Source organism: Blastococcus sp. TBT05-19, assembly GCF_003319095.1.
Classification (GTDB): domain Bacteria; phylum Actinomycetota; class Actinomycetes; order Mycobacteriales; family Geodermatophilaceae; genus Blastococcus.
In genome coordinates, this window is the sequence record NZ_QOHI01000005.1 from 316,655 (window position 1) to 343,109 (window position 26,455).

22 protein-coding genes are annotated in these 26,455 nt (G+C 74.7%); 10 read left to right on the plus strand and 12 right to left on the minus strand.

The genetic code is table 11. The features are described from left to right. The first annotated feature begins 180 nt into the window (after positions 1 to 180). From DQ244_RS15165 to DQ244_RS15175, 3 genes are read left to right on the plus strand one after another with little or no spacing between them, the layout of a single operon-like run. Positions 181 to 2,118 (plus strand): helix-turn-helix domain-containing protein, encoded by a 1,938-nt coding sequence (locus tag DQ244_RS15165; protein WP_233491562.1) that lies wholly within the window; start codon positions 181 to 183, stop codon positions 2,116 to 2,118. Positions 2,119 to 2,121: 3 nt separating this feature from the next. Then, complete coding sequence (locus tag DQ244_RS15170) at positions 2,122 to 2,880, plus strand: DUF5995 family protein (protein WP_113812305.1); 759 nt, start codon at positions 2,122 to 2,124, stop codon at positions 2,878 to 2,880. A 55-nt stretch (positions 2,881 to 2,935) separates the two neighbouring features. After that, positions 2,936 to 3,694, plus strand: a complete 759-nt coding sequence (locus tag DQ244_RS15175) for an SDR family NAD(P)-dependent oxidoreductase (protein WP_113812306.1) — start codon at positions 2,936 to 2,938, stop codon at positions 3,692 to 3,694. On the opposite strand, the gene DQ244_RS15180 is transcribed toward DQ244_RS15175, so the two are convergent. Further along, positions 3,654 to 4,346 carry an HAD family hydrolase gene (locus DQ244_RS15180; protein WP_199580421.1) on the minus strand — a complete coding sequence of 231 codons (693 nt, stop codon included), beginning with the start codon at positions 4,344 to 4,346 and terminating at the stop codon, positions 3,654 to 3,656. The genes DQ244_RS15175 and DQ244_RS15180 overlap by 41 nt on opposite strands. A gap of 60 nt (positions 4,347 to 4,406) precedes the next feature. On the opposite strand from DQ244_RS15180, the gene DQ244_RS15185 reads away from it, so the two are divergent. Further along, complete coding sequence (locus tag DQ244_RS15185; protein WP_113812430.1) at positions 4,407 to 5,168, plus strand: SDR family oxidoreductase; 762 nt, start codon at positions 4,407 to 4,409, stop codon at positions 5,166 to 5,168. 103 nt (positions 5,169 to 5,271) lie between these two features. Then, positions 5,272 to 6,189 carry a DMT family transporter gene (locus tag DQ244_RS15190; protein ID WP_113812308.1) on the plus strand — a complete coding sequence of 306 codons (918 nt, stop codon included), beginning with the start codon at positions 5,272 to 5,274 and terminating at the stop codon, positions 6,187 to 6,189. Positions 6,190 to 6,199: 10 nt separating this feature from the next. Here DQ244_RS15190 and DQ244_RS15195 read toward each other — a convergent pair whose 3' ends face one another. From DQ244_RS15195 to DQ244_RS15210, 4 genes are read right to left on the minus strand one after another with little or no spacing between them, the layout of a single operon-like run. Continuing rightward, the gene (locus tag DQ244_RS15195) at positions 6,200 to 6,970 is read right to left on the minus strand and encodes a DUF998 domain-containing protein (protein ID WP_369832120.1); all 771 of its coding nucleotides are present in this window, start codon (positions 6,968 to 6,970) and stop codon (positions 6,200 to 6,202) included. Next, the gene (locus tag DQ244_RS15200; RefSeq protein WP_233491566.1) at positions 6,958 to 7,374 is read right to left on the minus strand and encodes a hypothetical protein; all 417 of its coding nucleotides are present in this window, start codon (positions 7,372 to 7,374) and stop codon (positions 6,958 to 6,960) included. Before DQ244_RS15200 ends, DQ244_RS15195 begins: the two co-directional genes overlap by 13 nt. Positions 7,375 to 7,415: 41 nt before the next feature. Then, positions 7,416 to 7,616: a hypothetical protein gene (locus DQ244_RS15205; RefSeq protein WP_113812311.1), complete on the minus strand. Its 201-nt coding sequence runs from the start codon at positions 7,614 to 7,616 to the stop codon at positions 7,416 to 7,418. Between the two features lie 45 nt (positions 7,617 to 7,661). Then, entirely contained in the window at positions 7,662 to 7,970 is a 309-nt protein-coding gene (locus tag DQ244_RS15210; RefSeq protein WP_233491569.1) for a hypothetical protein, read from the minus strand. A gap of 284 nt (positions 7,971 to 8,254) precedes the next feature. Between DQ244_RS15210 and DQ244_RS19980 the strand changes: the two genes are divergently transcribed. Continuing rightward, complete coding sequence (locus DQ244_RS19980) at positions 8,255 to 12,814, plus strand: ExeM/NucH family extracellular endonuclease (protein WP_233491574.1); 4,560 nt, start codon at positions 8,255 to 8,257, stop codon at positions 12,812 to 12,814. A 93-nt stretch (positions 12,815 to 12,907) separates the two neighbouring features. Here DQ244_RS19980 and malQ read toward each other — a convergent pair whose 3' ends face one another. The 3 genes from malQ to DQ244_RS15230 are packed head-to-tail and all read right to left on the minus strand — an operon-like array spanning position 12,908 to position 18,823. Further along, positions 12,908 to 14,737, minus strand: a complete 1,830-nt coding sequence (malQ, locus tag DQ244_RS15220) for a 4-alpha-glucanotransferase (RefSeq protein ID WP_113812313.1) — start codon at positions 14,735 to 14,737, stop codon at positions 12,908 to 12,910. Between the two features lie 37 nt (positions 14,738 to 14,774). Then, positions 14,775 to 17,252, minus strand: coding sequence for an ATP-dependent helicase HrpB (gene hrpB, locus DQ244_RS15225; protein ID WP_113812314.1), 2,478 nt, complete (start codon positions 17,250 to 17,252; stop codon positions 14,775 to 14,777). Positions 17,253 to 17,272: 20 nt separating this feature from the next. Beyond that, on the minus strand, positions 17,273 to 18,823 hold the full coding sequence (locus DQ244_RS15230; protein WP_113812315.1) for an HNH endonuclease signature motif containing protein: 1,551 nt from the start codon (positions 18,821 to 18,823) through the stop codon (positions 17,273 to 17,275). Positions 18,824 to 18,900: 77 nt separating this feature from the next. On the opposite strand from DQ244_RS15230, the gene DQ244_RS15235 reads away from it, so the two are divergent. The 4 genes from DQ244_RS15235 (at position 18,901) to DQ244_RS15250 (ending at position 22,858) form a co-directional block, all read left to right on the plus strand. After that, positions 18,901 to 19,524, plus strand: coding sequence for a LysE family translocator (locus DQ244_RS15235; RefSeq protein ID WP_113812316.1), 624 nt, complete (start codon positions 18,901 to 18,903; stop codon positions 19,522 to 19,524). Positions 19,525 to 19,540: 16 nt separating this feature from the next. Then, positions 19,541 to 20,533 (plus strand): TIGR03885 family FMN-dependent LLM class oxidoreductase, encoded by a 993-nt coding sequence (locus DQ244_RS15240; protein ID WP_113812317.1) that lies wholly within the window; start codon positions 19,541 to 19,543, stop codon positions 20,531 to 20,533. Next, positions 20,530 to 22,200: an alpha-amylase family protein gene (locus DQ244_RS15245; protein ID WP_113812318.1), complete on the plus strand. Its 1,671-nt coding sequence runs from the start codon at positions 20,530 to 20,532 to the stop codon at positions 22,198 to 22,200. Before DQ244_RS15240 ends, DQ244_RS15245 begins: the two co-directional genes overlap by 4 nt. A 109-nt stretch (positions 22,201 to 22,309) precedes the next feature. Continuing rightward, a complete protein-coding gene (locus tag DQ244_RS15250) occupies positions 22,310 to 22,858 on the plus strand; it encodes a hypothetical protein (protein WP_113812319.1) in 549 nt (182 codons plus the stop codon). A gap of 44 nt (positions 22,859 to 22,902) precedes the next feature. Here DQ244_RS15250 and DQ244_RS15255 read toward each other — a convergent pair whose 3' ends face one another. The 4 genes from DQ244_RS15255 to DQ244_RS15270 all read right to left on the minus strand — a co-directional run bounded on the left by DQ244_RS15255 (position 22,903) and on the right by DQ244_RS15270 (position 26,445). Next, positions 22,903 to 23,676: a sulfite exporter TauE/SafE family protein gene (locus DQ244_RS15255; RefSeq protein ID WP_113812320.1), complete on the minus strand. Its 774-nt coding sequence runs from the start codon at positions 23,674 to 23,676 to the stop codon at positions 22,903 to 22,905. Next, positions 23,673 to 24,449, minus strand: coding sequence for a sulfite exporter TauE/SafE family protein (locus tag DQ244_RS15260; RefSeq protein WP_113812321.1), 777 nt, complete (start codon positions 24,447 to 24,449; stop codon positions 23,673 to 23,675). The genes DQ244_RS15255 and DQ244_RS15260 overlap by 4 nt, the downstream gene beginning before the upstream one ends. Before the next feature lie 92 nt (positions 24,450 to 24,541). After that, positions 24,542 to 24,931, minus strand: a complete 390-nt coding sequence (locus tag DQ244_RS15265; RefSeq protein ID WP_113812322.1) for a universal stress protein — start codon at positions 24,929 to 24,931, stop codon at positions 24,542 to 24,544. Next, complete coding sequence (locus tag DQ244_RS15270) at positions 24,928 to 26,445, minus strand: tripartite tricarboxylate transporter permease (protein WP_113812323.1); 1,518 nt, start codon at positions 26,443 to 26,445, stop codon at positions 24,928 to 24,930. Before DQ244_RS15270 ends, DQ244_RS15265 begins: the two co-directional genes overlap by 4 nt. Positions 26,446 to 26,455: the final 10 nt, after the last annotated feature.

Genomic DNA, 26,455 nt, shown 5'->3' on the forward strand with positions numbered 1-26,455 from the left:
GGCGCGGCCCCGGGGGGAGCGCTTACGATCCATCGGGCGGGCGGAACGGGTCGAACCTAAGCGGCGCGTCGCACGCCCTCTTATGGCGGATCTCGCCAAGAATGGGTCTCGGCGTCCAGGGACACCTGACATGATCCCCAGGTGTGGCACCCTGGATGACGACCGGAAGGAACACACCTCGTGACCCAGAGTGACGCGCCGCTGGCCACCTCCACGCGGAGTAATGGAACCCTCCCGTTCCGTCGCAACTGGGCCGTCGACGAGTCGCCGCGACCGGAGGTCCGCGACGAGCGGACGAGCTGGCAGCAGCGGATGGGCCTGAGCGTCGAGGAGGCGCTGGACCTGCCCGCGCTGGCCGGGACCACGGTCGCCGCCGGGTCGACGGGCCTGGCCCGGGTCGTCCGGCACATGGTCGTCGACGACCCCGCCGAGCCCCTCGCGGCCGCCGGCCCCGACGTCCTGGTCGTGCTCGGCGCCCGCCTCCCGCCGGCGGATCCCGCCAGCTGCCGCGCGCTGGTCGAGCGGCTCGACCTCGTCGGTACCGCGGCCCTGGCCTTCCGGCGCACCGACGGGCCGGCACCGCTGCCCGCCGAGGTGCTCGCCGAGGCCGACCGGCGCGGTCTGCCGGTCCTGGCGCTGCCCCCGGGCGCGCGGCTGGACGAGGTCGTGTCCGCCGTGCTCGGGACGGTCGTGGCCAAGCAGGGCGAGGCGCTGGCGCTCTCCTCGCGCATGGACGACGCCTTCACCGAGGTCGCGCTCACCGGGGGTGGCCTCGCGGAGGTCTCCCACCGGCTGGCCGTCATCCTCGACGGCGCCGCGGTGCTGGGCCTGGGCCCGGACCGCGAGATCGTCACCAGCGCGGGCCCCGCGGCCGACGTCGAGGAGATCAGCGACTGGCTCTGGCTGCTCGACGCCGCCGCCGACGACGCGCTCGCCGAGCTGACCCCGTCCCGGCGGCTCTCCGGCGTCCGCGCCGACCAGACGGTGGTCACCCCGGCCGACGTGCTGGCCGACGCCGACCTGTCCCCGGCCGACGGCATCCTGCTGGTGCCCGGCCACCACCAGCTACCCGGTGGGGTGGGCGAGTACGCCGTCGCCCCGATCATGGCCGGCGACCAGCGGCACGGCTGGCTGGTCGCGGTGCACCGGACCGGCGCGATGATGGTGGGGGCCGGTGGTGTGCTGGAGCGGGCCGCGGTCATCGCCGCGCTCTCGGTGATCCGGCTGCAGGCGGTCCACTCGGTCGAGCTGCGGTTCCAGGGCGACCTGGTGCGCCGGCTCGTGGGCGGCGCCGTCGGCCACACCGAGCGGACCCTCGCGCACACCCGCTCGTTCGGCTGGCGGCTGGAGGGCACGGTCGCGGTCCTGGTCACCGCCACCGAGATCGCCCCCGAGGCCGCTGCCGACCCGACCCGCGCCCTCGACGTCCTCGACCGGCTCGCCGACGGCTGGCGTGCCGCCCTGGAGTCCGAGGTCGCCGGTGCCGCGGTCGCCGGCCTGGCCACCGAGATCGTCACGCTGCTGCCGCTGGACGGGCGCACGCCCGAGGAGCTCTCCGCGATGGTCTCGGCGGTGACCTCACGGGTCAACGGCCGGCTGCGCCGGATGGGCCGGCTCCTCGGCACCGGCATCGGGCGCCCGGCGGGGTCGTTGTCCGAGCTGGCGGAGGCCCACCGGCAGGCCCAGCGGGCCCTCGGGGTCGGGCAGGAGATCCACGGCGGCTCGGTCACCCACTTCGACGAGCTGGGCGTCTTCCGCCTGCTGTCGCTCATCCCCGACAGCAGCGAGCTGCGCTCCTACGTCGACGAGGTCCTCGGCTCGCTGGCCGACGCCGTCGACGCGGACTCCGCCGACCTGCGGGAGACGCTGCGGGTGCTGCTGGAGACCAACCTCAACGTCGCCGAGTCGGCCCGCCGGCTGCACTTCCACTACAACACGATGCGCTACCGGATCGGCAAGCTGGAGCGGATGCTCGGCCCGTTCACCACCGATCCGAACCTGCGGCTCAACCTGCTGCTGGCCCTGCACGCCGCGCGCATGCGGGGGCTCGACCAGCCGCACCGCCCGCCGCTGGACGCCGGGCTCCTGGCCGACGACGGATTCGACTCCCTGATCTAGCGCATGGGCTCGCCGGTGCACGCGCTCGTCGAGCGCATGGCGGCGCTCGCCGGCGAGCTGGAGCGGGCCCGGGACCCGGCCCGCTTCTTCCTGGGCACCTACCTGCGCACCACCCGGGCGGTGTCCGCCGCGCTCGACGAGGGCCGGTTCGAGGACGCCGACTGGGTGGCCCGTTGGGACGTCGACTTCGCCGACCGCTACCTCGACGCGCTCGAGGCGCACCGGGCCGACCCCGCCTCGGCGCCCGCGCCGTGGCGGCGGGCCTTCGGCGCCGATCCGCAGCTGCGGCCCGAGGCGCACGTGCTGCTGGGCATGAACGCGCACATCAACTACGACCTGCCGCGCTCCCTGGTCGAGGTGATCCCGCCCGACGACTTCGCGGATGCGGAGGTGCTCGCCCGGCGGCACCGCGACCACGGGCGGATCGACGGCATCCTCGCCCGCAGGGTGGGGGAGGAGGACCTCGCGCTCCGCCGGGCGGGCGGCACCCGCACCGTCCTGGACCGGCTGCTCACCCCGGCCAACCGGCTGGCCGCCGTCCGCTTCCTCCGCGAGTCGCGGCGCCGGGTGTGGCTGAACGCCGGCGTGCTGAACGCCGCCCGGCTGGCCGGCCCCGCGGACCACGCCCTCCGGGTGGCGCAGCTGGAGACGGCGAGCGCCGAGCGGGTGGCCGACCTGCTGCGGCCCGGTCCGGTGCTCCTGCGGCTGGCCCTGCACGGGTTCGGCGTCGTCCTCCCCGCCCCGGACGGCGGCCCGGCCTGATCGCGGGCAGGGTGGGGAGGGTGCGTCGCGCGGTGCGGCGCGGGAGGAGATCCGCATGAGCGAGGCCGCACGCCCCCTGTCCGGCAAGGTCGCCCTGGTGACCGGTGCGTCGTCGGGGATCGGCGAGGCGACCGCCGTCGCCCTGGCCGCTGCGGGCGCCGCCGTCGCGATCGGGGCCCGCCGGAAGGACCGGCTGGAGGCCCTGGCCGGCCGGCTGCGCGACAGCGGGGCCACCGTGCTCCCGCTCGACCTCGACGTCACCGACGAGCAGTCCTGCGCCGGCGCCGTCCGCCGCACGCGCGAGGAGCTGGGCGGCCTCGACGTCCTGGTCAACAACGCCGGGGTCATGCTGCTCGGCACGATCGTGGGAGCCGACCCCGAGGACTGGCGCCGGATGCTCTCCACCAACGTGCTGGGCGTCATGTACATGACGCACGCGGCCCTCGACGGGATGGTCGAGCAGGGCAGCGGGGACATCGTGAACATGTCCAGCGTGGCCGGGCGGACCGCCCGCAAGGGCGCCGGCGTCTACAACGCGAGCAAGTGGGCGGTGAACGCCTTCAGCGAGTCCCTCCGCCAGGAGGTCACCGGTCGCGGCGTGCGGGTGAGCCTGGTCGAGCCGGGCGCGGTCACGACCGAGCTGACCGACCACATCACCCAGCCCGCCGCGAAGACCGCCTCGCAGAAGATGTACACCGACATGCGGGCCCTCGAGGCCGACGACATCGCCCGCGCGGTCCTCTACGTCGTCTCCCAGCCGCCGCACGTCGCGGTCAACGAGGTGCTGGTCCGCCCCACCGACCAGGAGCGCTGAGCCCGCAGAGCGCGGGCACCCGGTCCAGCCGGCGGTCCTGCGGCCCGCGCAGCGGCGGGAGCAGGAGCGTCGGGATCCCGGCCTCGACAGCGCCGCCGTCAGGGCCGGAGCGGTCACCGACCATCAGCGCCTCCGCGGGTGCGGCACCGAGGACGTCGAGGGTGCGGGTGAACATCCGCGGGTCCGGCTTCTGCATCCCCTGCTCCGCGGACAAGGTGAAGGCGTCGACGAGTTCCGCCAGCCCGGCCGCCGCGAAGGCCGGGCGGATGTCGACGTGCACGTCGCTCACCACGCCGATCCGCACCCCGGCGTCGCGCAACCGGCCCAGCACGTCGGCGACGTCGTCGGCGAAGGGGTTGAGCAGCGGATCGGACTCGACGGCGTACAGCGCCGCGGCCAGGTCGTCGTCCAGCCCGATCCGCCGGAACACCTCGGCGTAGGTGCGCCGGTGCAGGTCCGCGTCGCTGTCGACCCCCGGCCCGTCGAGGTCGTCCTCGGCCGCCCGCAGCGCCGTCCCCAGCTCCGCCACGCCGTCGGCCTCCACCGGGCGGCCCAGGCGGCGCAGCGCCGTCGACACCCACTCCTGCTCGTCGAGGGTGCAGGCCAGCGTTCCCCGCCAGTCGAACAGGACGGCACGCACTCCCGGGGCCACGCCGACATGCTGCCGGGGCTCCTGCTGTGCGGCGAGGGCGGGGAGCGGCAGACTGCGCGCGTGGACGTTCTCGTGACCGGTGCCACCGGACGGCTGGGCCGCCGGCTCGTTCCCCGGCTGTCGGAGGCCGGGCACTCCGTCCGGCAGATGTCGCGGCGGGGGACCGGGCCCGGCGGCGTCCGGGGCGACCTCGCCACCGGCTTCGACCTGGCGGGCGCGCTGGCCGGGGCGGAGGTCGTCGTGCACGCGGCCAGCGACCCGCGGGGCAACCCCTGGGAGGTCGACGTCGCCGGCACCCGCCGTCTGGTGGAGGCGGTGGACCGCGACCGCCTCCGGCACCTGGTCCACGTCTCGATCGTGGGCATCGACCGGATCCCGCTGAACTACTACCGCGCCAAGTACGCCGCCGAGCAGGTGCTGCTGGCCTCGCGGCTGCCGGTGACCCTGGTGCGCATCACCCAGTTCCACGAGTTCGCCGACGAGCTGCTCGAGACGACCCGGCGCGGGCCGCTGCTGCCGGTCCCGATGGGCTGGCGGGTCTCACCGGTCGACGTCGACGACGCGGCCGCCCACCTGGTGCGGCTCGCGTCCGCGGAGCCCGCCGGCGGGGTGGTGGAGTTCGGCGGCCCCGAGGAGCACTCGGTGGGCGACCTGGCCCGGGCGTGGGCCGCGGTGCGCGCCCCCTCCGCCCGGGTGCTGTCCACGCCTGTCCCGGGCCGGCTCGGCGCGGCCATGCGCGACGGCGCCGCGGTGCCGGAGCGCGGGGCGCGGGGGAGCACCACCTGGGCGCAGTACCTGGCCGCCACGCCGCTGCCGGCCTGAGCGGACGCAGCGTTCCTGCCACTCTCCGAGCGAGGACCGCCTCGCTGACGCGGTGTCCGGAAAGCGCCGGACGAGGGTCGTCCCCGTCTTCTACTGTCCGTCCGTGAGCTCGCCCCGCACCGCCGTCCCCGATCCCCGCACCTTCCTCGCCGTCGTCGTCACCGTCCTGGCCTGGGCCTCGGCGTTCGTCGCCATCCGGGCCGTGGGGGACGACCTCTCGCCCGGCGCGCTGGCCCTGGGGCGGCTGCTCATCGGCACGCTGGTTCTCGGCCTGCTCCTCAGCCGGCGGGGCTGGGTGCGGCCGGCGCCGGCCGACTGGCGCCTGCTCGCGGTGTGCGGGGTCGGCTGGTTCGGCATCTACAACGTGGCGCTCAACGCCGCCGAGCAGCACCTCGACGCCGGGACGACGGCGATGCTGGTCAACATCGGGCCCATCCTGATCGCCCTGTTCGCCGGGCTCTGGCTGGGCGAGGGCTTCCCGCGGCCGCTGGTCCTGGGCATCGCGGTCGCCTTCGGCGGGGTCCTGCTGATCGGCCTGGCGACCCGCGGCGCGGGTGCCGACCTGCTCGGGGTGCTGCTGTGCCTGGTGGCCGCGCTGACCTACGCGATCGGCGTCGTCGCCCAGAAGCCGCTGCTGGGCCGGCTGCCGGGGCTGCAGGTCACCTTCACCGCGTGCGCCATCGGGACTGTCTGCTGCCTGCCGTGGGCGGGGGCCCTGGCCGGCGAGCTGCAGCGGGCGCCCGGGTCGTCGGTCGCCGGCATGGTCTACCTCGGCGTCGTGCCCACCGCCCTGGCCTTCAGCACGTGGGCCTACGCGCTGTCCCGGATGGACGCCGGACGGCTGGGGGTGACGACGTACCTGGTCCCGCCGCTGGTGATCCTCCTCGGCTGGCTGCTGCTGGGCGAGGCGCCGCCGGCCCTCGCGCTCGTGGGTGGCGCGGTCTGCCTGCTGGGGGTCGCGGTCTCCCGGACGCGGAGCCGCCGCCGGGTCGAGCCGGCCGCGGAGGCGCCGGTCGGCTGACCTGCCGGGTTCAGCGTCGCCGGGGGGTGGGCGCCCATGGGTCGTCGGGGTCGATGTCGGGCCCGTCGGACCGCTGGGCGGCAGCCTCGAGCGCCGCGTCCCGGACCCGTGCCTGCTCGGCGCGGCGCGCCTCCTGCTCCGCGCGTTCGGCACGGAGCTCCGCGCCCGCGCTCGGCCGATCGCCTCGGCCGGCGGTCAGAGCGAGCACGACGCCGGTGAGGGCCAGGGCGATCGGCAGGGGATAGGCGGCCGCCCGCTCGGTGCCGCCCTCGCCGAGGTAGCTGGTGACACCGGCCAGGAAGAAGATGGTCGCCGCCGTGGCCACGATGCCCAGCAGGACCACGCTGGTCCCCAGCGCCTCCGAGCGCGGGCGCACGGCGTAGGCCAGCGCGATCAGGCCGAGCCCGCCGCCGACGAAGTACAGCACCGCGCCGATGGCGTGCATCGTGCCGTTGCCGTCGAGGGGGAAGACGCCCACCAGGAGGGTGCCGAGCGCCGCCGCCCCGAGCAGCAGCAGGGCCGCCCGGCCGGCGGCGCCGCGCAGGGCCGGACGCAGGAGCAGGGCGCCGCCCAGGATGAGCGCGGCCTGCACGACGAACGAGGCGTTCATCAGGGCGCGGCCGGGGGAGTCGGCGGCCCCGAGGGCGCTGATGACGTCGTCGATGCGCGAGTACGGCGCGGCGTAGCGGGCCTCGGCGACCGTCTCCAGCACGAAGAACTGCAGGGTCAGCAGCCACACGAGGGCGCCCCAGCGGAGGCGGGCGAAAGTCACGGGAGCCATGGTCCCAAACCGTCCTGCGCGACCCTGGACAGGACGGCGTCGTACTGGCCGGCGCTCAGCCACGAGGGGTTGCTGCCGGCCGGCATGCGCAGCACCTCGGCGTCGCGGAAGGCGGGGTCGGCCAGCAGCTCGGACCGGTCGATCGGCTCGGCCAGCAGGCGGAGCCGGACGGGGACCGCGGGCTGCCCGTCCCGGTCCTCTACCTCGCCGGAGACGGTGCCCAGCGCGTGCACCCCGGGCCGGTCGCGGCCGCTCACCCAGAGGACGCACGGCCGGCCGGCCGCCATCAGGCCGAGCCGGTAGGAGGGCCGCACGCACCGGTGCAGGGCCAGCTCCTCGCCGGGCTCCCAGGCGGACGCGAGGACCCCGGGGACGACGGAGGACTTCAGCAGCCAGCAGGCCACGTCCTCCGCCGTCAGCCGGGTGGCGCGGACGAGCTCCTCGCTCAGTCGGTGGCCGAGTGCTGGTCGGCGCCGGCGGGGTTGGCGTCGTCGGAGCCGACGGCCTGGCGCTCGTGCTCGGTGCGGTGCTCGAGGGCCTCGTCGCTGAGGTGCGGGTCCTTCGCGTGCTCGTGGCGGTCGCGGGGCGCCTGCTCCTGGGGCTCGATGACGTCGTCGAGGGTGGGTCGGTCCTGTGGCTCAGTCATCCCCGACCCATAGCCCGGGGCCGCCCCGGTTAACCGGGACGGCGATCACCGCGGTTCCAGCCGGGCCGCCGGCAGCCAGGCCTCGACCAGGACGGGGCCGCGCGCACGCGGGACGGTGTAGACCACCCGGCCCTGCCAGCCGTCGTCGCCCCGGCGCCACTCCACGAGCAGGCCCGGCCAGGTGCCGGGCGTCTCCGGCGGGTCCCGGACCCAGCAGTGCCGGCCCTCGTCGTCGGCAGCGGGCGCGGGGTCGGGCGCCCGGTCGACGGGGATGCCGGAGCTGGCCGCGCGGTCACCCAGCGAGCGCCCCGATCTCCCTCGGTTCATCCCTCCGGCCACGACCGAGTCTTGCACGAGTTCCGAACATGCGTTCGAACGGGCGGGCCCGCGTGTCGGCCTTCGCGCGAACGTGATGTTCCGCACATCGGTGAACGCTGGTGGCCGGCAGTTCCTTCGTCTAAGTAACGACCTCGCCGACCGTCGAGCCGTCGCTCTTCGTGAGCGACGTACCACGACAGGCGAACTGCGCGGGCGGATCGACACGCGACCCGGCCCGAGACGTGGCCAGCTCGTTACCCGTCAGTCACACACCGCTCTTAGGTTCCGGCGGTCAGCTCGTCACCCGGAAGGAACCCCGCGTGCTCGAACACCCCGGCACCACCTCGCGTCGACGCGCCGCTCGCGCGTTCGTGCGCCGTGCCGCCCTCGGCACCACCGCCGCCTCCGTCGCGGTCGTGGGCATGCCGCTCACCGCCTCCGCGGCGCCGCCGACGGCGCCGTTCATCTCCGAGATCCACTACGACGACGCCGGCGGCGACACCGGTGAGTTCATCGAGGTCCAGATCCCGGCCGGCACGAGCACGGCGGGCCTGTCGGCCGTCCTCTACAACGGTGGGAACAACGCCGCGGCGGCCGCGGCGGCCATCACCTACGACACCGACGCCTTCCCGGACGTCACCGCGCCCGCGGGCTCGCCCGCCGTCGCCGTCCTCGACTACCCGGTCGACGGCATCCAGAACGGCCCGGACGCCATCGCCCTGGTGAGCAACGGGACGGTGCTCGAGTTCCTCTCCTACGAGGGCGTCCTCACCGCCGCCAACGGTCCGGCCGCCGGCATGACGAGCACGGACATCGGGGTGGCCGAGAACGGTGTCCCCGAGGGCCAGTCCCTGTCGCGGGCCTACGACGCCGGGCGCGACGCGCTCGTCTGGTCCGGCCCGGCCACCAGCACCCGAGGTGCGGTCAACGGCGGCGCAGCGCAGCAGCCCGACCCGCCGCAGCCGCCGGCCGGCCTCTGCGAGACGACCCCGACCGAGATCGGTGCGGTCCAGGGCACCGGCGCGACGACGCCGGTGGCGGGTCAGACCGTCACCGTCCGCGGCGTCGTCGTGGGTGACCTGCCCGGCTTCTCCGGCTTCTACCTGCAGGACGCCGACGGCGACGGCGACGCCGCCACCTCCGACGGCGTCTTCGTGTTCAGCCGCAACGCGGCGGTCGATCTCGGCGACACCGTCGCCGTGAGCGGCGCCGTCTCGGAGTTCGGTGGCCAGACGCAGATCACCGCCGACGACAGGGTCGCGGTGTGCGCCGAGGGGACCGCCGCGAACCTCCCTGCCGCGGCCGCTCTCGACCTGCCGGCCGCCGACGCCGACCGCGAGCGGCTCGAGGGCATGCGCGTGGCCCCGGCCGACGAGCTCACGGTCAGCGAGGTCTTCGACCTCACCAGCTTCGGCGAGCTCACGGTCTCCGAGGGTGGGCTGCTCGTGCAGCCGACCGAGCTGGCCCGGCCGAACTCGGACGCGGCGAAGGCCATCGCTGCCGACAACACGCTGCGCCGCATCGTCCTCGACGACGGCGCCAGCGCGCGGGTCACGCCGGCGACGGCTCCCTACCTGACGCCGGAGACCCCGGTCCGGGTCGGCGACGCGCTGGACTTCCGTTCGCCGCTCGTCCTGGGCCACGGCTTCAACCAGTGGCGCCTGCAGCCCGCCGACGGCTCGGCCGAGGGCACCTTCGCGCCGCAGAACACCCGTGAGGAGTCGCCGCAGGACGTGGGCGGCGACATCCAGATCGGCGCCTTCAACGTGCTGAACTACTTCCTCACGCTCACCGGGGCCGACGCGCGCGGCGCGACCAGCCCGGCGGAGTTCGAGGAGCAGGCGGACAAGATCGTCACGGCCATCGACGGCCTCGGCGCCGAGGTCGTCACGCTCATGGAGATCGAGGACACCGACTCCACGGGCTACACCCCGGGCGACGCGGACGCCGCGATCGCCGACCTCGTGAGCCGGCTGAACGAGTTCGCCGGTGACACCGACAAGTGGGACTACGTCCCGCTCCCGGCCGCGCTGCACGGAACCGACCGCGACGTCATCCGCAACGCGATCATCTACCAGCCCGCGGCGGTCACGACCGTCGGCGAGCCGGTCGGTCTGGTGGACGAGACGAACTTCGACAACGCCCGCGAGCCCATCGCCCAGACCTTCGAGGCGCAGGGCGACACGTTCACCGTCGTCGCCAACCACTTCAAGTCCAAGGGCAGCGGCAGCGGCGCCAACGCCGACCAGGGCGACGGCCAGGGTGCGTCCAACCCCGACCGGGTCGGTCAGGCCCAGGCCCTCGCGACGTTCGTCGAGGACCTGCGCACCAGCACGGGTGACGACGACGTCCTGGCGCTCGGCGACCTGAACGCCTACTCCGAGGAGGACCCCATCGTCATCCTCCGCGACGCCGGTCTGACCGACCTCGGCGTGGAGTTCGACGAGGGCCGGTACAGCTACGTCTTCGACGACATGTCGGGGTCCCTGGACCACGCCATGGCCACCGAGGAGCTGACCGGCAAGGTCACGGACCTGACCCACTGGAACATCAACGCGGTCGAGTCCTTCGCCTACCAGTACACCGGTGCCCCGGGGCTGTACGACGACCACCAGTACCGCTCCAGCGACCACGACCCGCTGGTGCTGGGCGTCGACCTCGGCGGCCTCGCCGTGCCGGCCGACATCCCGGTGCAGATCCTGTCGTTCAACGACTTCCACGGCCGGATCGCGCCGACCACCGGGAACGACAGCCTCCTGTTCACGGGGCAGGGCCCCGGGCCCGACGGCACCGCGGGCAACGCGGACGACGGCAACGTCGTGGTCGGCGGCGCAGCCAACCTGGCCTCCACCGCGGCCGAGCAGCGGAGCGACTTCACCACGGGTGGGGGCAGCGCGGACAACTCGCTGTTCCTCAGCGCCGGCGACCTGATCGGCGCCTCGCCGTTCGAGTCGGCGGTGTTCAAGGACGAGCCGACCATCGAGGTCGCGAACGCCCTCGGCCTGGTCAACACCGTCGTCGGCAACCACGAGTACGACCGCGGGACCGACGAGCTGCGGCGCGTCTCCGGCGTCACCGACGGCACGTTCACCGACGACGTCACCGCCTGCGAGGGCGTGACCCCCGGTGACGACGGGTGCTACGAGGACAGCCAGGGCGACCCGTTCGCGGGCACCCAGTTCCCGTACCTGGCCGCCAACGTCGTCGACAGCACGACCGGTGAGCCGATGCTGCCGCCGTACCAGGTCTTCGATCTGGGCGGTGGCAAGAAGATGGCGCTCATCGGCGTCGTCACCGACACCACGCCGGGCATCGTGACCCCGGGCGGTGTCGCCGACGTCGAGTTCCTCGACGAGGCCGACACCATCAACCGGTACACGCTGGAGCTGCAGGCCCAGGGCATCCAGGCCATCGGTGCGCTGGTGCACGAGGGCGGGACCGTGGAGGGCCGTGACTTCAACGGCTGCACGAACCTGACCGGACCCATCGTCGACATCAACGCGGAGCTGCTGCCCGCGGTCGACCTGGTGATCAGCGCGCACACGCACTCCGCGTACAACTGCCTGCTGCCCGACAACGCGGGCGGCGAGCGGCTGGTCACGCAGGCCGGGTTCTACGGCCGGCTCCTGACCGACCTCCGGTTCACCGTCGACGGCGTCACCGGCGACGTCGTGCGGGACGACACCTACGGCGCGACCAACGTGCCGGTCCTGCGCGACAACCCCGACGCCGGGATCCAGGCGATCGTCGACTACTGGGTCGGCCAGTCGGCCGAGGCCCGCAACGAGGTGGTGGGGTCGGCCACGGCCGACATCACGTCCAACGCCTCCGCGGACCGGGACACCGAGACGCCGATCAACAACCTGATCGCCCAGGTGGCGCTGGAGACCCTCCAGGACGAGCAGTTCGGCAACCCGGTCATCGGGTTCCAGGCCCCGGGTGGGACGCGAGCGAACATCCTGGCCGGCGAGGTGACCTACGGGGAGCTGTTCAACGTCCAGCCGTTCGGCAACACGATCAACGCCACCACGCTGACGGGGGCGGAGATCGACGCGCTGCTGGAGGAGCAGTTCCAGCTCGACGGGCCGCGCAAGTCCCAGCTGATCCTCGGGACCTCGCAGGGGTTCTCGTACTCCTACGACCTGAGTCGGGCCTACGGGGACCGCGTGGACGCCTGCTCGATCATGCTCGACGGCGAGATGATCGACCCGGCGGCGGACTACCGGGTGGCGGCGAACTCCTTCCTCATCGGGGGTGGTGACTCCTTCACCACCTTCGCGGCGGGCGCCGACACCACCGGTCCGCTGGACGTCGACGCGCTGGTCGCCTACTTCCGGGCGAACTCCCCGGTGAGCCCGCCGGCGGCCGACCACACCACCGAGGCCCCGGCCGGGGTCTGCCCGCCGCCGGGTGACGGCGACGGTGGCGACGGCGGCGACGGTGGCGACGGCGGCACCGGTGATGGCAACGGCGACGGCGGTACCGGCGACGGTGGCGATGGTGGCACCGGTGGTGGCGACGGCGACGGTGGCACCGGTGGTGGCGACGGCGACGGTGGCACCGGTGACGGTGACGGTGGCGACGGCGACGGCGACGGCGGGACCCTCCCGGGCAGCGATGGCACGCCTCCGGGCAACGGCGGTACGCCTCCGGCCACGGGTGGCACCCCTCCGGCCGCGGGCGTCACGCCCCCGGGCAGCGGTACCCCCGCCGGTCACGGCGGCAAGGTCCCCGCTCCGGCCGGTGGTCGCAGCGGCGGTGAGGCGCTGGCCTACACCGGCGCCGAGATCGGCGGGCTGATCGGCCTGGCCGGGCTGCTCACCGCCGCCGGGGCCGCGTCCCTGGTGATCGCGCGCCGACGTCGGCAGACCGCCGACTGACCGCACGACAGCACGAACGGCCGGAGGCCGGCTCCCGCACGGGGGCCGGCCTCCGGTCGTTCTCCGCCCGCTCGCGAGCGGACGGGCGTCGCGTCAGCCGGCGGTGAGCCCGTCGGCCAGGGTCTTCGCCACCGTCTGCAGCAGAGCGTGCCCCGGCAGGTCCTCGACCAGGACCGGCAGCGGCAGCGACCAGTTCGGCCGCTGGTCGGCGCCGGGCATGTTCGGCCGGCGCTGCTCGCCGACGGCGTCGTCCAGGGTGGCCGACAGCAGCAGCGAGGGCGCCTGGCCGAGCAGCTCGTGCGCTCGCTGCACCGCCTGCTCCACCGACGCGTCGTCGGACAGCCCGGGCAGGTGCGCGAGCAGCGAGCCGCGGCCGCGCTCCAGCTCCTCGTCGGTGCCCGTGCCGTGCTCGCGCTGCTCGTCCACGTCGGCCTCGGTCCACAGCCCGGCCACGGTGGGCAGGTCGTGGGTCGTGATCGCGGCCATCGCCTCGGCAGGCCACTCCGCCGGGGCGTCGTCCTCGAACCAGAGCAGCCGGTAGGAGAGCACGCCGTGCTCGGCCATGGCCTCGCGCACGCCCTCCTCGACGGTGCCGAGGTCCTCGCCGACCACGAGCGCCTGCGCCCGGTGGCTCTCCAGGGCGACGATGTTCAGCAGGTCCTCGGCCGGATAGCGCACGTAGGCGCCGTCGGCCGCGCTGCCGCCGGCCGGCACCCACCAGAGGCGGAACAGGCCCATGACGTGGTCGATCCGCAGGCCTCCGGCGCCGGCCATGGTGGCGCGGATCGACTGGATGAACGGCTCGTAGTCGGCGTCGCGGAGCCGCCACGGGATCAGCGGCGGGGAACCCCAGTCCTGGCCGGCGGAGTTGAACGCGTCCGGCGGTGCGCCGACGCTCACGCCGTCGGCCAGCACCTCCTGCCAGGCCCAGGCGTCGGCCCCGCCGCCGGCGAAGCCGATCGGCAGGTCCTGGATCACGGTCAGATCGCCGGTGGCCGCGGTGAACTGCAGGTCCAGCGCCCACTGCAGCCAGGCGTGGAACGCGACGACGGCGCCGTGCTGCTCCCGGTAGGCGGCCGGCGCCGACCCGTCGGGTCGGCGCAGCTCCTCGGGCCAGGTGTGCCAGTCCGCGCCGTGCTCCTCGGTGATGGCCGCCCAGGTCGCCCAGTCCTGCAGCGTCTGCCCCTGCTCCTCCCGCCAGCGGGCGAAGGCCTCGCCGCCGCCGTGGGCGAAGAAGATCCGCATCAGCACCTCGCGCTTGCGGGCCCAGATGGCGTCGCGGTCGATCAGCGGGCCCTCGGACAGCGCGCGGCCGGCGTCCTCCTCGAGGTCCACCTTCTCGGCCCCGGGCACCTCGTCCACCCGCAGGTAGACCGGGTTGCGGAAGCGCCGGGTCGCCGGCAGGTAGGGGCTCGCCTCCTGCTGCTCGATGGGGGCGACGGCGTGCAGCGGGTTGATGAGCACGAAGCCCGCGCCCTGGTCCTCGGCCATGCGCCGGATGCTGCGCAGGTCGGCCAGGTCGCCGATGCCCCAGCTGGCGCGGCTGCGCGCGGCGTAGAGCTGCACCGCCCAGCCCCACGCCCGGTCCTCGGGCAGCCAGCAGCGGCCGGGGGAGACGATGAGCCGGCGTCGTCGTCCCTCGGCGGACTGCAGCCAGTGGTAGCCGAGCGGGAAGTCGGCGGGCAGGTGGCCGTCGATCTGCCGGACCTCGCCGTCCTCGCAGACGACGGTGGCCTCGTCGACCTCCAGCGCGTCGCCGGGCCGGGCGACGATCGGCGCCCGGTCCTCGAGGTCGGCGGGTGGTTCGCCGATGACCTCCCGCAACGTGTCGATGGTCTCCTGGGCTACCTGGTGCTCCTCGTCGAGCGCGTCCAGCCAGCTCGCATCGATACCCCGGTCGTCTGTCGTCGGCTTCGGTGTCACCGGTCGATCCTCGCCGGGCGGGCGCGAGCCTGCAGCCTCAGGATCGTGGCTTCGCCCGCTTCGTGGCGGGTGCCACTGCCGGGTCCTCGGGCCAGGGGTGCCGGGGGTAGCGGCCGCGCAGCTCGCTGCGGACCGCCGGATAGCCGGTCGTCCAGAAGCCGGCGAGGTCCGCGGTCGTGGCGACGACCCGCTGGGCGGGGGAGAGGAGCTGCAACCGGAGCGGCCGACCGGCGACCAGCGGTGCCCGCGCCCAGCCGAACACCTCCTGCACCCGCACCGAGAGGGTGGGAACGGCGGGGTCGGAGTAGTCGACCCGGATCAGGGAGCCGGTCGGGACCTCGACCCGCTCGGGGACGACGTCGTCCAGCCGGCCGGCGATCTCCCACGGCACCAGGGCGCGCAGCGCCGCGACGACGTCCACGCGGGCGAGGTCGGCGCGGCTGCGTGCCCCGGACACGTCGACGGCGGACAGCAGGACCTCGTCGTCGACCGCCGGCCAGGGGTCCCCGAGCCCGGCGCGCGCGGCCGCGAGCCGCGCCCGCAGCGCGACCGCGGCGGGCGTCCAGCGCAGCAGCCCCAGCCCCTCGCTCCGCAGGCCCTCGGCGACGGCGGCGGCGACATCGGCCGGGTCCGGGTCGGGCAGGAGCCGCTCGGTCAGGACGACGGCCCCCAGCCGCTCCACGCGGGTGCAGGAGACGTCGCCGTCGCGCCATCGGACCTGGTCGCCGTCGGAGTGCAGGGCGGCGCCGGCCTCCAGCGCGGTCGCCTCGTCGACCGCGACCGCCGACCGCACCCGGGCGTCGCGGCGGCCCGGGGCCCGGTCGGCCACGGCGATCGCCAGCCAGGGGGCGCCCGTCAGCGCCGTCCCGGGAGCCAGTTCGGCGCCGGTCCCCGCGGCCATGAGGTAGGTGCCGGCGCTGCCCGACCGGCGCCGGGCCAGCCGCTCGGGGTGGGCCAGGCCGACCACCAGGCCGGCGGCGGTGTCGTCGGGGAGCGGGAGGACCGGAGCGTCGGCGACGGCGCGCTGGAGCCGGTCGGCCTCCTCCCGCCAGCGGGCGGTGGCACCGCGGTCGGCGCCGGAGCGCAGGCCGCGCCAGGTGGCGGTGAGGTCGTCGCCACGCACCGGCAGGTCGGCCGACAGGAGCGCCACGATCTCGGCCGCCCGGCGACGGCCGACCCGCGGCGCGCCGTCGAGCAGGGCGCGGGCCAGCCGCGGATGCACCCCCATCGCGGTCAGCGCCCGCCCGCGAGCGGTCGCGCGGCCGTCGTCGTCGACCGCCCCGAGGCTGCGCAGGGTCTCCTCGGCGACGAGCACCGCCGCACGCGGGGGAGGGTCGAGCAGCGCCAGCCCCTGGCCTCCGGGCGCTCCCCAGCAGGCGAGCTCCAGGGCGAATGCCGTGAGGTCCGCGGTGCTCACCTCCGGCTCGTCGTGCGGGGGCAGGCGGTCCTGCTCCGCCGCGGTCCAGCAGCGGTACACGGCGCCCGGCCCCTCCCGACCGGCCCGGCCGGCGCGCTGGGTGACCGCCGCCCGCGAGGCGCGGACGGTGACCAGCGATCCCAGGCCGCGGGCCAGATCGGCCCGCGGCACCCGGGAGAGCCCGGCGTCGACGACGACGCGGACGCCCGGCACGGTCAGGCTGCTCTCCGCCAGCGCGGTGGCCAGGACCACCCGGCGGTTCGGCCCGGACCGGAGGGCGGCGTCCTGCGCCGCGGCGGGGAGCCGGCCGTGCAGGGGGAGCACGTCGGCGCCGACGCCGTGCAGCCGCCCGGCGACGGTGCCGATCTCGCCGGCGCCGGGGAGGAAGACGAGGAGATCGCCGGGCCGTTCCGCCAGCGCCCGGCGGACGGTGGCGGCGACGTGGTCGAGCAGCCGCGGATCGACCCGCAGGCCGTGCGGCGGGTCGATCGGGCCGGTCGCCGGTGCCCACGCCACGTCGACCTCGTGCAGCACGCCGGCCGCCTCGACGACCGGTGCCGGACCGTCGTCGCCGCCGAGCAGCGCGGCGAGCCGCTGCGCCTGGGCGGTCGCCGACATGGCGAGCAGCCGGAGGTCGGGCCGCAGCGCGCCGCGGGCGTCGAGGCAGAAGGCGAGGGCCAGGTCGGTGTCCAGGTGCCGTTCGTGGCACTCGTCGAGCACGACGGCGTCGACGCCGGGCAGCTCCGGATCGGCCTGCAGCCGGCGGACCAGCAGACCGGTGGTGACCACCTCGATGCGGGTCGCGTCGCTGCGCCGGCTGTCGCCGCGGACGCTGTAGCCGACCTGGCCGCCCACCGGCTCGCCCAGCAGCGCGGCCATCCGCCGGGCGGCGGCCCGTGCGGCCACCCGGCGCGGCTCGGCGACGACGATGCGCCCGGGAACCTCGCCGGCCAGCGCGAGGGGCACCAGCGTCGTCTTCCCGGTTCCCGGCGGAGCAACGAGGACGGCGGTGCCGCGGCTCGCCAGGGCGTCGGCCAGCTCGGGGAGGGCCGCCCGCACGGGCAGGTCGGTCCCCGGTGTTCCGGGCGGTGGCAGCACGCGTCCAGTGTGGAGGGGCGCTAGAAGAGGGGCGGGTCGCCGTCCGATCCGGTGCCGGGTGGCGTCGCCGGCGGGCGCCGCAGGAGCTCCAGGATCCCGAACCGTCTGGGTGTCCCTCGCCCCTGCGGTGGTGCCGGGTCGGGTGGTCGTGGCGGTGGTGGGCGCAGGCCGGGTGGGCGGGTCGTGCGGGTGATCCCCGACGGCGTGGTGACGTGCAGGGTGCCGTCGGGATCCATGACGAAGCGCCAGCCGCGGGCGAAGGTCTTGAGGCGGTGGTGGGAGCGGCACAGACAGCACAGGTTGGTGCACGTCGTCGCGCCGTCGCAGGCGTGCGGGACGACGTGGTCGAGGTCGGTCCAGCCGACGCGCTGCCCGCAGCCGGGCATCCGGCAGGCGCGGTCGCGGGTCGTCACGAACCGCTCCTGCCGGTCCGTGTGCGCGTAGGCCGCGGTGGCGGGCGGCGCGCTGAGCACCGGGCACCCGCACGCGCCGTCGGGGTGCTCGGGGCAGCCGGCCTTGGCCAGCCGCAGCAGCTCGGCGACGGTCGTGGTGGCCAGCAGCCGGCCGTCGGCGTCGGTGAGGGCGAAGGTGAGCCCGCCGGCCGGTGGGTCCTGCACGCCGAGCGCGCCGATCCGGGCGAGCAGTTCGCGCACCTGCGCAGCCGTGATGACCAGACCGTTCACCCACCCCGGTGATGTCGAGGCCCCGGTGAGGCAATCCAGGGTGGCGGTGATGGTCAGGTGCGCGGCGACCGGTGGCTGGTCGGCCCCGCCGGGGCGACGCAGCAGCAGCGAGAACAGCTCGGTGCGGAGCTGGGCGATGGGGCGGTCGTCGCCGTCGGCCTTGGCCATCCGGGCGAGGGCGTCGATCATCGCGTAGCCCTCGGCGGCCTCGTCCGCGGGCAGCTCGGCGCCGAGCGTGGCCATCCCGTCCTGGACGGGCTGCAGGAACACGTCGGCGGACTTCTCCGCCTGCTGCCGGCGTTCCTCCGCGGCCGCGGCGTCCAGGGACAGCAGGAGTTCCAGCGCCCGGGCCCGCAGCCGGGCCACGGACAGATCGACCGCCTCGGGCAGCAGTCGCGCCTCGATCACCCGCGCCAGCTCGGCAGCGGTGTGGCCGAGCACGTCGGCCAGCGCCGCCGCCCGCGCCACGTCGAGCTCACCGGAGGCCAGGGCGGCGAAGGTGGCGGGCAGCTTCTCCCGCCACACCAGTGCGCGGGAGTGCAGGTGGGCGGCCGTGCCGCGGCCGCGGTTGAGCACCAGCGCGAGCTCCCCGGTGAAGAACTCGCTCACCCCCGCCGTGTCCTTGCCGTCCGCCCACCGGGCGGAGCGGCCTCCCGGGCTGCCCGGTCCCGGATCGAACTCGTCGCTGGTCAGCTCGGCCATCCGCAGGACCAGCTCCGCCTCGTAGGCGGCGGCCATGGCCTGCCGTCGCTGGTGGCGCACCAGCTCCGCGGCGGCCTGCTCCTGCGACAGCAGCCCCACCGGCAGCCCCGATGGCCTGACCGGCTGGTCCAGCGACCAGTCGACCAGCACGCCCTCGAGGGTCGAGGAGCCGGAGACGCGGGGCATGCCTGCACGCTAGGACCGGGGTACGACATCTCCGCTGGTCCAGGCCGGTGGAAGGTGCGGGAGAGGAGGATGGGCCCGTGACCTCCGCCGTGCTGGGCTTCGCCGTCGTCGCCGCGGCGCTCACCGTGACCCCGGGCCTGGACACCGCACTCGTCCTGCGCGCCGCGCTCACCCGGGGCCGCCGGGAGGCGGCCGCCACGGCGGCGGGGATCGTCGCCGGACTGTTCGTCTGGGGTGCCGCCGCGGCGGTCGGGATCTCGGCCCTGCTCGCTGCATCGCAGCTGGCCTACGACGTGCTCCGCTTCGCCGGGGCGGCCTACCTGGTCGGCCTCGGCGTGCTCCTGGTCCTGCGGGCCACCCGGCGTGGCACGGTTCCGGACCAGCTGGAGGGCGGCGCCGGCTCGTCGTGGCGGGCCGCCCGGACGGGGCTGGCCACGAACCTGCTGAACCCGAAGGTCGGCGTGTTCTACGCGGCGCTGCTGCCGCAGTTCCTCCCCGTCGGGAGCGACCCGCTGCTGGGCGGGCTGCTGCTCGCCGGGGTGCACGCGGCGCTGTCCGTGGTCTGGTTCGCGGCGCTCATCGGCCTGGCGGCGGCGTTCGGCCGGTGGCTCCGGCGGCCCCGCACGGTGCGGGTGATCGACGGCCTCACCGGCATGACGCTGATCGGGTTCGGGGTGCGACTGGCGCTGACCGCCCGCTGACCGTAGGCATGGACCCATGCCGGTGATCGGGTTCCACAACTCCCACGAGCAGGTCCACCCCGCGGCGCTGCTGCGCGCCGTCCAGCACGCCGAGGAGGTCGGCTTCACCGCCGCGATGTGCTCGGACCACCTGACGCCGTGGAACCCGCGCCAGGGGGAGTCCGGCTTCGCCTGGTCGTGGCTGGGTGCCGCACTGGCGACGACGTCGCTGCCCTTCGGCGCCGTGAACGCGCCCGGCCAGCGCTACCACCCGGTGATCATCGCCCAGGCGATCGCGACCCTGGGCGCGATGTTCCCCGGCCGGTTCTGGGTCGCGCTGGGCAGCGGCGAGGCGATGAACGAGCACGTGACCGGCGACAAGTGGCCGCGCAAGGAGCTCCGCGACGCCCGCCTGCGCGAGTGCGTCGACGTCATCCGGGCGCTGCTGGCAGGGGAGGAGGTCAGCCACGACGGTCTGGTGACCGTCGACCGGGCCAAGGTCTACACGCTCCCCGAGCAGTCCCCGGCCCTCATCGCCCCCGCGGTCAGCGTGGCCACCGCCCGCAACGGGGCGGACTGGGCCGACGGGCTGGTGACCATCAACCAGCCGCACGACAAGCTGCGCGAGATGATCGCCGCCTACCGGGACGCCGGCGGCCGGGGCACGCTCGCGCTGCAGGTGCACGTCTCCTGGGACCCCGACCCGGCCAAGGCGCTGGGCATGGCCCACGACCAGTGGCGCAGCAACGTCTTCCCGCCACCCCTGTGCTGGGACCTCGACAGCCCCGAGGCGTTCGAGCAGGCCAGCGCGCACGTGGCGCCCGAGGACGTGACCGAGGCGGTGCGCGTCTCGGCCGACCTCGGTCAGCACACGGCCTGGCTGCAGGAGTACGTGGAGCTCGGGTTCGACCAGATCTACCTGCACCACGTCGGGGTCGAGCAGCAGGCGTTCCTCGACGCGTTCGGCAGCCACGTGCTGCCGCAGCTCGGTGTCACCGTCCCGGCCCCCGCCGTGGCGGTGCCGCGGTGAGGATCACCGACACCAGCGACCTGTGGTGGAAGAACGCCGTCGTGTACTGCCTCGACGTCGAGACCTTCATGGACTGGAACGCCGACGGGATCGGTGACTTCGCCGGTCTCGCGCAGCGGATCGACCACCTCGCCGACCTCGGCGTCACCTGCCTGTGGCTGATGCCCTTCTACCCGACCGCCGAGCGCGACGACGGCTACGACATCACCGACTTCTACGGCGTGGACCCCCGTCTCGGCACCCACGGCGACCTCGTGGAGGTCATCCGCACGGCCAACGACCGCGGCATGCGGGTGATCGCCGACCTCGTCGTCAACCACACCTCGCGCAAGCACCCGTGGTTCCGGTCGGCCGAGCAGTCGAAGGACTCCCCGTACCGCGATTTCTACGTCTGGCGGTCCGACCCGCCGCCGGACACCTCCGACCAGGTCGTCTTCCCCGACCAGGAGGACAGCATCTGGACGCTGTCGGAGAAGACGGGGGAGTGGTACCTGCACAAGTTCTACAAGGAGCAGCCCGACCTGAACGTCACGAACCCGCTGGTCCGTGACGAGGTCGCCAAGATCATGGGCTTCTGGCTGCAGCTGGGGCTGTCGGGTTTCCGCGTGGACGCCGTCCCCTTCTTCCTGGAGACGCAGCAGGCCGACAGCGGGGCGTTGCCCGACCCGCACCACTACCTGCGCGACCTGCGGGCGCTGGTCGGCCGGCGCTCGGGGAGCGGGGTCCTGCTGGGCGAGGTGAACCTGCCCTACGAGCAGCAGCTGGAGTTCTTCGGCGGCACCGACGGCGACGAGCTCACCATGCAGTTCGACTTCGTCGGCATGCAGGCGATGTACCTGGCGCTGGCCCGCGGGGACGCCGGCCCCCTCGCGGCCGCGCTCGAGGGCCGGCCCGCGCTGAACCCGGACTCGCAGTGGGCCACGTTCGTGCGCAACCACGACGAGCTGACCCTCGACAAGCTCTCCGACGAGGAGCGCGCCGAGGTCTTCGCCGCGTTCGGGCCCGAGGAGCGGATGCAGGTGTACGGGCGCGGGCTCCGGCGGCGGCTCCCACCGATGCTGGACGGCGACCCGCGGCGGGTGCGCATGGTCTACAGCCTGCTGTTCTCGCTGCCGGGCACCCCGGTGCTCTTCTACGGCGAGGAGATCGGGATGGGGGAGGACCTCGAGGCCGAGGGTCGCCTCGCCGTCCGGACGCCGATGCAGTGGACGTCAGGCCGCAACGGCGGGTTCTCGCCCGCCGAGCCGCGCAAGCTGCCCGGGCCGGTGGTCACCGGTGGCTTCGCGCCCGAGTACGTCAACGTCGCCGACCAGCGCAACGACCCCGACTCGCTGCTGTCGTTCATGAAGCTGCTGATCCGCCGGTACCGGGAGTCCCCCGAGCTCGGCTGGGGCGGGTTCACGGTGCTGGAGCAGCCGTGCCCGGAGGTGCTCGCGCACCTGTGCACCTGGGACGACGGCGCGCTGGTGGCCGCGCACAACCTCGGTCCCGAGCCACGGACCGTGCCTCTGACGCTGGAGGGCTGCGACGACTCCCACCGGCTCGTCGACCTGCTGCAGCCGGGCGAGGTCCCCGTCTCCGACCGCGGGGTCGCGGAGATCGCGCTGGGCGGCTACGGCTACCGATGGCTGCGGGTCGTGGCGCAGGACAGCCGCCGGCTGGTGTGACCTGCGCCGTCGCCCGGCGCGGCATCACGCAGCGTGCGCACCCCGCCGGGGCGGCGTCCCGGACCGGTGGGAGGCCTGCGCCTAGCGTGGCGGGCGAGGTGATCGAGTCATGAGTGAACGCAACGGAAGCACGTCCAGCGGTCCCGGGACCGCCGAGATCCCGGTGGTCCGGCCCACCGGCACGCCACCGCCGCCCCCGGCGGACACGCTGGTCACGCCGTCACCGGCCGCTGCCGCGGCGACCGGCGGCGACCTGCCGCCCGAGGTGCACGGGACCTCCCCGGTCACCGTGCGGCCGGCGCCCCGGATGCCGCGCCGCGGACCCCTGACGGTCATGGGCCCCTGGGCGCCCGTGGCCGGTGGCCTGCTCGGGCTGGTGGTCGGCGGGATCGTGGCCGCGATCCTGGGCGGCGTCGCCGAGAGCTTCGAGCAGCGGCTGGCCCTGGTCTTCGTGGTGCTCGGGCTCGGGGTCATGGGCACGGCCGGCACGCTGCTGGCCGACGAGGTCCGCATCGTCCGGCAGCGCTCCCGCGACGCGGGTGTCCGCCCGCAGTGGGTCGAGGCCACGGCCGACCTGGTCAACGGCCTGACCCCGGCCCGGCTGCTGCTGCTGGTCGGCGTCGTCGTCCTGGTGCTCGCCGCCTACGTCGGCCGGTAGCCCGCCCCGTCCCGGCGCCCGCAGGGCGCCGGGACGGAGCCCGGTCAGAAGTAGGCCTGGATCCCGAGGTGGATCGCGAGGCCCAGTCCGGCCAGCGCGATGATCCGGCGCAGCGCCGCCTGCGGCGCCCGGCGGACGATGCGGGGCCCGAGCAGCGAACCCAGGAACAGCCCCAGCGCCAGCGGCACCGCCGCGGACCACGCGACCGAGGCGAACAGGACGAAGCCGATCGCGGCGACCGTGTTGGCCACCCCGAGGATCACGTTGCGCATGGCGTTGCTGCGCGCGAGCGGCTCGCCCGTCGTGAGCAGGAACGCGGCCAGCATGAGGACGCCCGCTGCGGCGCCGAAGTAGCCGCCGTAGATCGAGATCGCGAACACCACGAGCGGGAGCCACCGGGGGTCTCGGTGCGGCCGCCCCGCGAACGCCGCTGCCGCCTCGGCGGCGAGCTCGCGCGGTGGCCGCTGGACCAGGATCGCCAGCGAGGCGCCGCCGATCAGCCACGGGACGATCCGCTCGAAGGCCTCCGTGGGGGTCAGCAGGAGCAGGGCTGCGCCCGCGACCCCGCCGAGCACCGCCGCGACCGCCAGCGGCAGCAGCCGCCGGCCCTGGCCCCGCAGCTCCGGCCGCGAGGCGCTGACCGACCCGATGCCCACGGTGACCAGCGCGGCCGTGTTGGTGACGTTGGCGGTCACCGGCGGGAGACCGGCGGCCAGCAGCGCGGGATAGCTGATCAGGGAGGCCAGGCCGGCGATGCTCCCGGTCAGCCCCGCGCCGATCCCGGCCAGCACCAGGAACCCGAACTCCACGACGCTCATCCGGTCACCAGGACCACGATGGCGACGACGCCGAGCACCACGATCGCGGCGCGCAGGACCGGGGCGGGCAGCCGCCGGCCGTACCGGGAGCTCACCGCCCCGCCGACCAGCGAGCCCACGGCCAGCAGCCCCGCCGCCACCCAGTCGATCCGGTCGGTGGCGACGACGACGTAGGCCCCGGCGGCCACGGTGTTGACGGTGAGGGTCAGCACGTTCTTCAGGGCGTTGAGGCGCTGCAGCGACTCGCGCAGCACCAGCCCGAAGATCCCGATCTGCAGCACGCCCTGGCTGGCCGCGAAGTAGCCACCGTAGGTACCGGTCGCGTAGGCGCCGGCCAGGAGCGCCGCGAGGCGGCGACCGCGCACGGGCGGGGCGGGCTCGTCCCCGGCGCCGGACCGGAGCCGGCGCTGCAGGAGCGGCTGGACGGCGACGAGGACGACGGCGATGCCGATCAGGACCGGGACGACCGCCTCGAAGGTCTCCGGTGGCAGGTGCAGGAGGAGGAAGGCGCCGGTGAGCGCGCCGAGGACCGACGCCGGGAGCAGCCGCAGCAGCAGCGGCCGCTGGCCGCGCAGCTCCCGGCGGTACCCGATGGAGCCGCTGAGGTTCCCGGCGATGAGGCCGAGCGAGTTGCTGATCGTCGCCGGCAGGGGCGGCAGCCCGACGGCCAGCAGCACCGGGAAGCTGACCAGCGTGCCCGAGCCGACGACGGCGTTGATCCCTCCGGCCGCCACCCCGGCGGCACCCACCGCGAGCATCTCCCAGCCGGTCATGCGGGCATCGCCGTCGAGCCTGGCACGTCGGGCGGCCGCCGGCCCGGACGGGGCGTGTCTATCTGGTCACGCCGGCCCGTGGCGCGACGACCTCAGGGCTTCACGGCCAGCACCGGGCGGTCGGCGTCGAGCAGGATCCGCTGCGCGCTGCTGCCCATGAGCAGCTTCCCCACGGGGGAGCGCTTGCGCATCCCGATGACGATCACCGACGCGTCGACCTCCCGCGCCGTCCGGAGCACCTCGTCGGCGGCGTCACCGGAGTGCGCCTCCTGCCGGAGCTCCAGGGTCACGCCGAGGTCGCCGGCCCGCTCGTGCATCCGCTGGACGGCTGCCTCGGGGGCGACGGCGGTGCTGACCGCGGCGCCTCCGCGCGGGGAGTTGAGGACCAGCAGCGGCTCGGCCCGGCGGCGCGCCTCCTCGAGGGCGGCGGAGAACGCGGCGTCCCCCTCCGGCGTGGGCACGTAGCCGACCAGGACGGTCATACCAGCTCCTTGGAATCGATCGGGCGCTCGGCGGACCGCCGGCGGGTGAGGGCGCTGCGGATCACCGGGTAGAGCACCACCAGCAGGAAGACGGCCAGCAGCGTCCCGGAGATCGGCCGGGTGAAGAACGCGAAGGCGTCGCCGTCGAAGATCAGCAGCGACCGGCGCAGCGAGTCCTCGAGCAGCGAGCCGAGGACGAAGGCCAGCAGCAACGGCCCGGGGTCGAAGCCGGCCTTCTTCATCAGGTAGCCGAGCAGGCCGAAGACGATGACCAGCACGATGTCGAACACGCTGTTGTTGACGGTGTAGACGCCGACCAGCGTGATGAGCACGGTGATGGGGGCGAGGATCGCCGGGCGCACCCGCAGGATCCGCACGAACAGGCCCACCAGCGGGATGCTCATGATCAGCAGCAGGATGTTGCCGATGTACATGGAGTTGACGACACCCCAGAAGAGCTCCGGGTCGTCGTCGACCAGCCGGGGCCCGACGTTGACGCCCTGGACGAGCAGGGCGCCGTAGATCACCGCCATCGTGGCGTTCGCCGGGATGCCCAGAGTGAGCAGGGGGATGAAGGACGACGTCGCGGCGGCGTTGTTCGCCGTCTCGGGGCCGGCCACGCCCTCGACCGCGCCGTTGCCGAACCGCTCCGGGGACTTCGAGCGCCGCTTCTCCACCGCGTAGGCCGCCAGCGAGGAGAGCGTGGCGCCACCGCCCGGGAGGATGCCGAGGAGAAAGCCGAGGACCGAACCGCGGCCGATGGCCCCGGAGGACTGCTTCAGGTCGCTGCGGGAGGGCCAGACATTGGCGATCCGGGCCGGCGCCGCCGCCGCGGTGTGCCGCTCCTCCAGGTTGTAGAGGATCTCGCCGAGGCCGAACAGGCCCATGGCGATCGGCACGAAGTCCAGGCCGTCGGCGAGGTCGAGGTTGCCGAAGGTGAACCGCTCCCCGCCGGTGAACATGTCCCGGCCGACGGTGGCCAGCAGGAGGCCGACGCAGGCCGCGATCACCGCCTTGAGCCGGCTGCCGCCGCTCACCGTGGCCACGAGCAGGATGCCGAGGAGGGCCAGCGCCGTGTACTCCGGCGGGCCGAAGTCCAGCGCGAAGCCGGCGACGAGCGGTGCGAGGAACGTCAGGGCGACGATGGAGACGGTGCCGCCGATGAAGGAGCCGATCGCCGCGATGCCGAGCGCCGTGCCGGCCTTGCCCTGCCGGGCGAGGGCGTGGCCGTCGAAGACCGTGACCACCGAGGAGGCCTCGCCGGGCAGCTTGAGCAGGACGGAGGTGATGGTGCCGCCGTACTGGGCGCCGTAGAAGATCCCGGCGAGCATGATGATCGCCGTCACCGGCTCGATGCCGATCGTGATCGGCAGCAGGATCGCGATGGTGGCCGCGGGACCGAGCCCCGGCAGCACACCGACGAGCATGCCGACGACGACGCCGATCAGGCAGTAGAGCAGGTTGGTCGGTTCCAGGACGACGGCGAAGCCGTCGAGCACCGGGGCGAAGTCCAACGGACTCTCC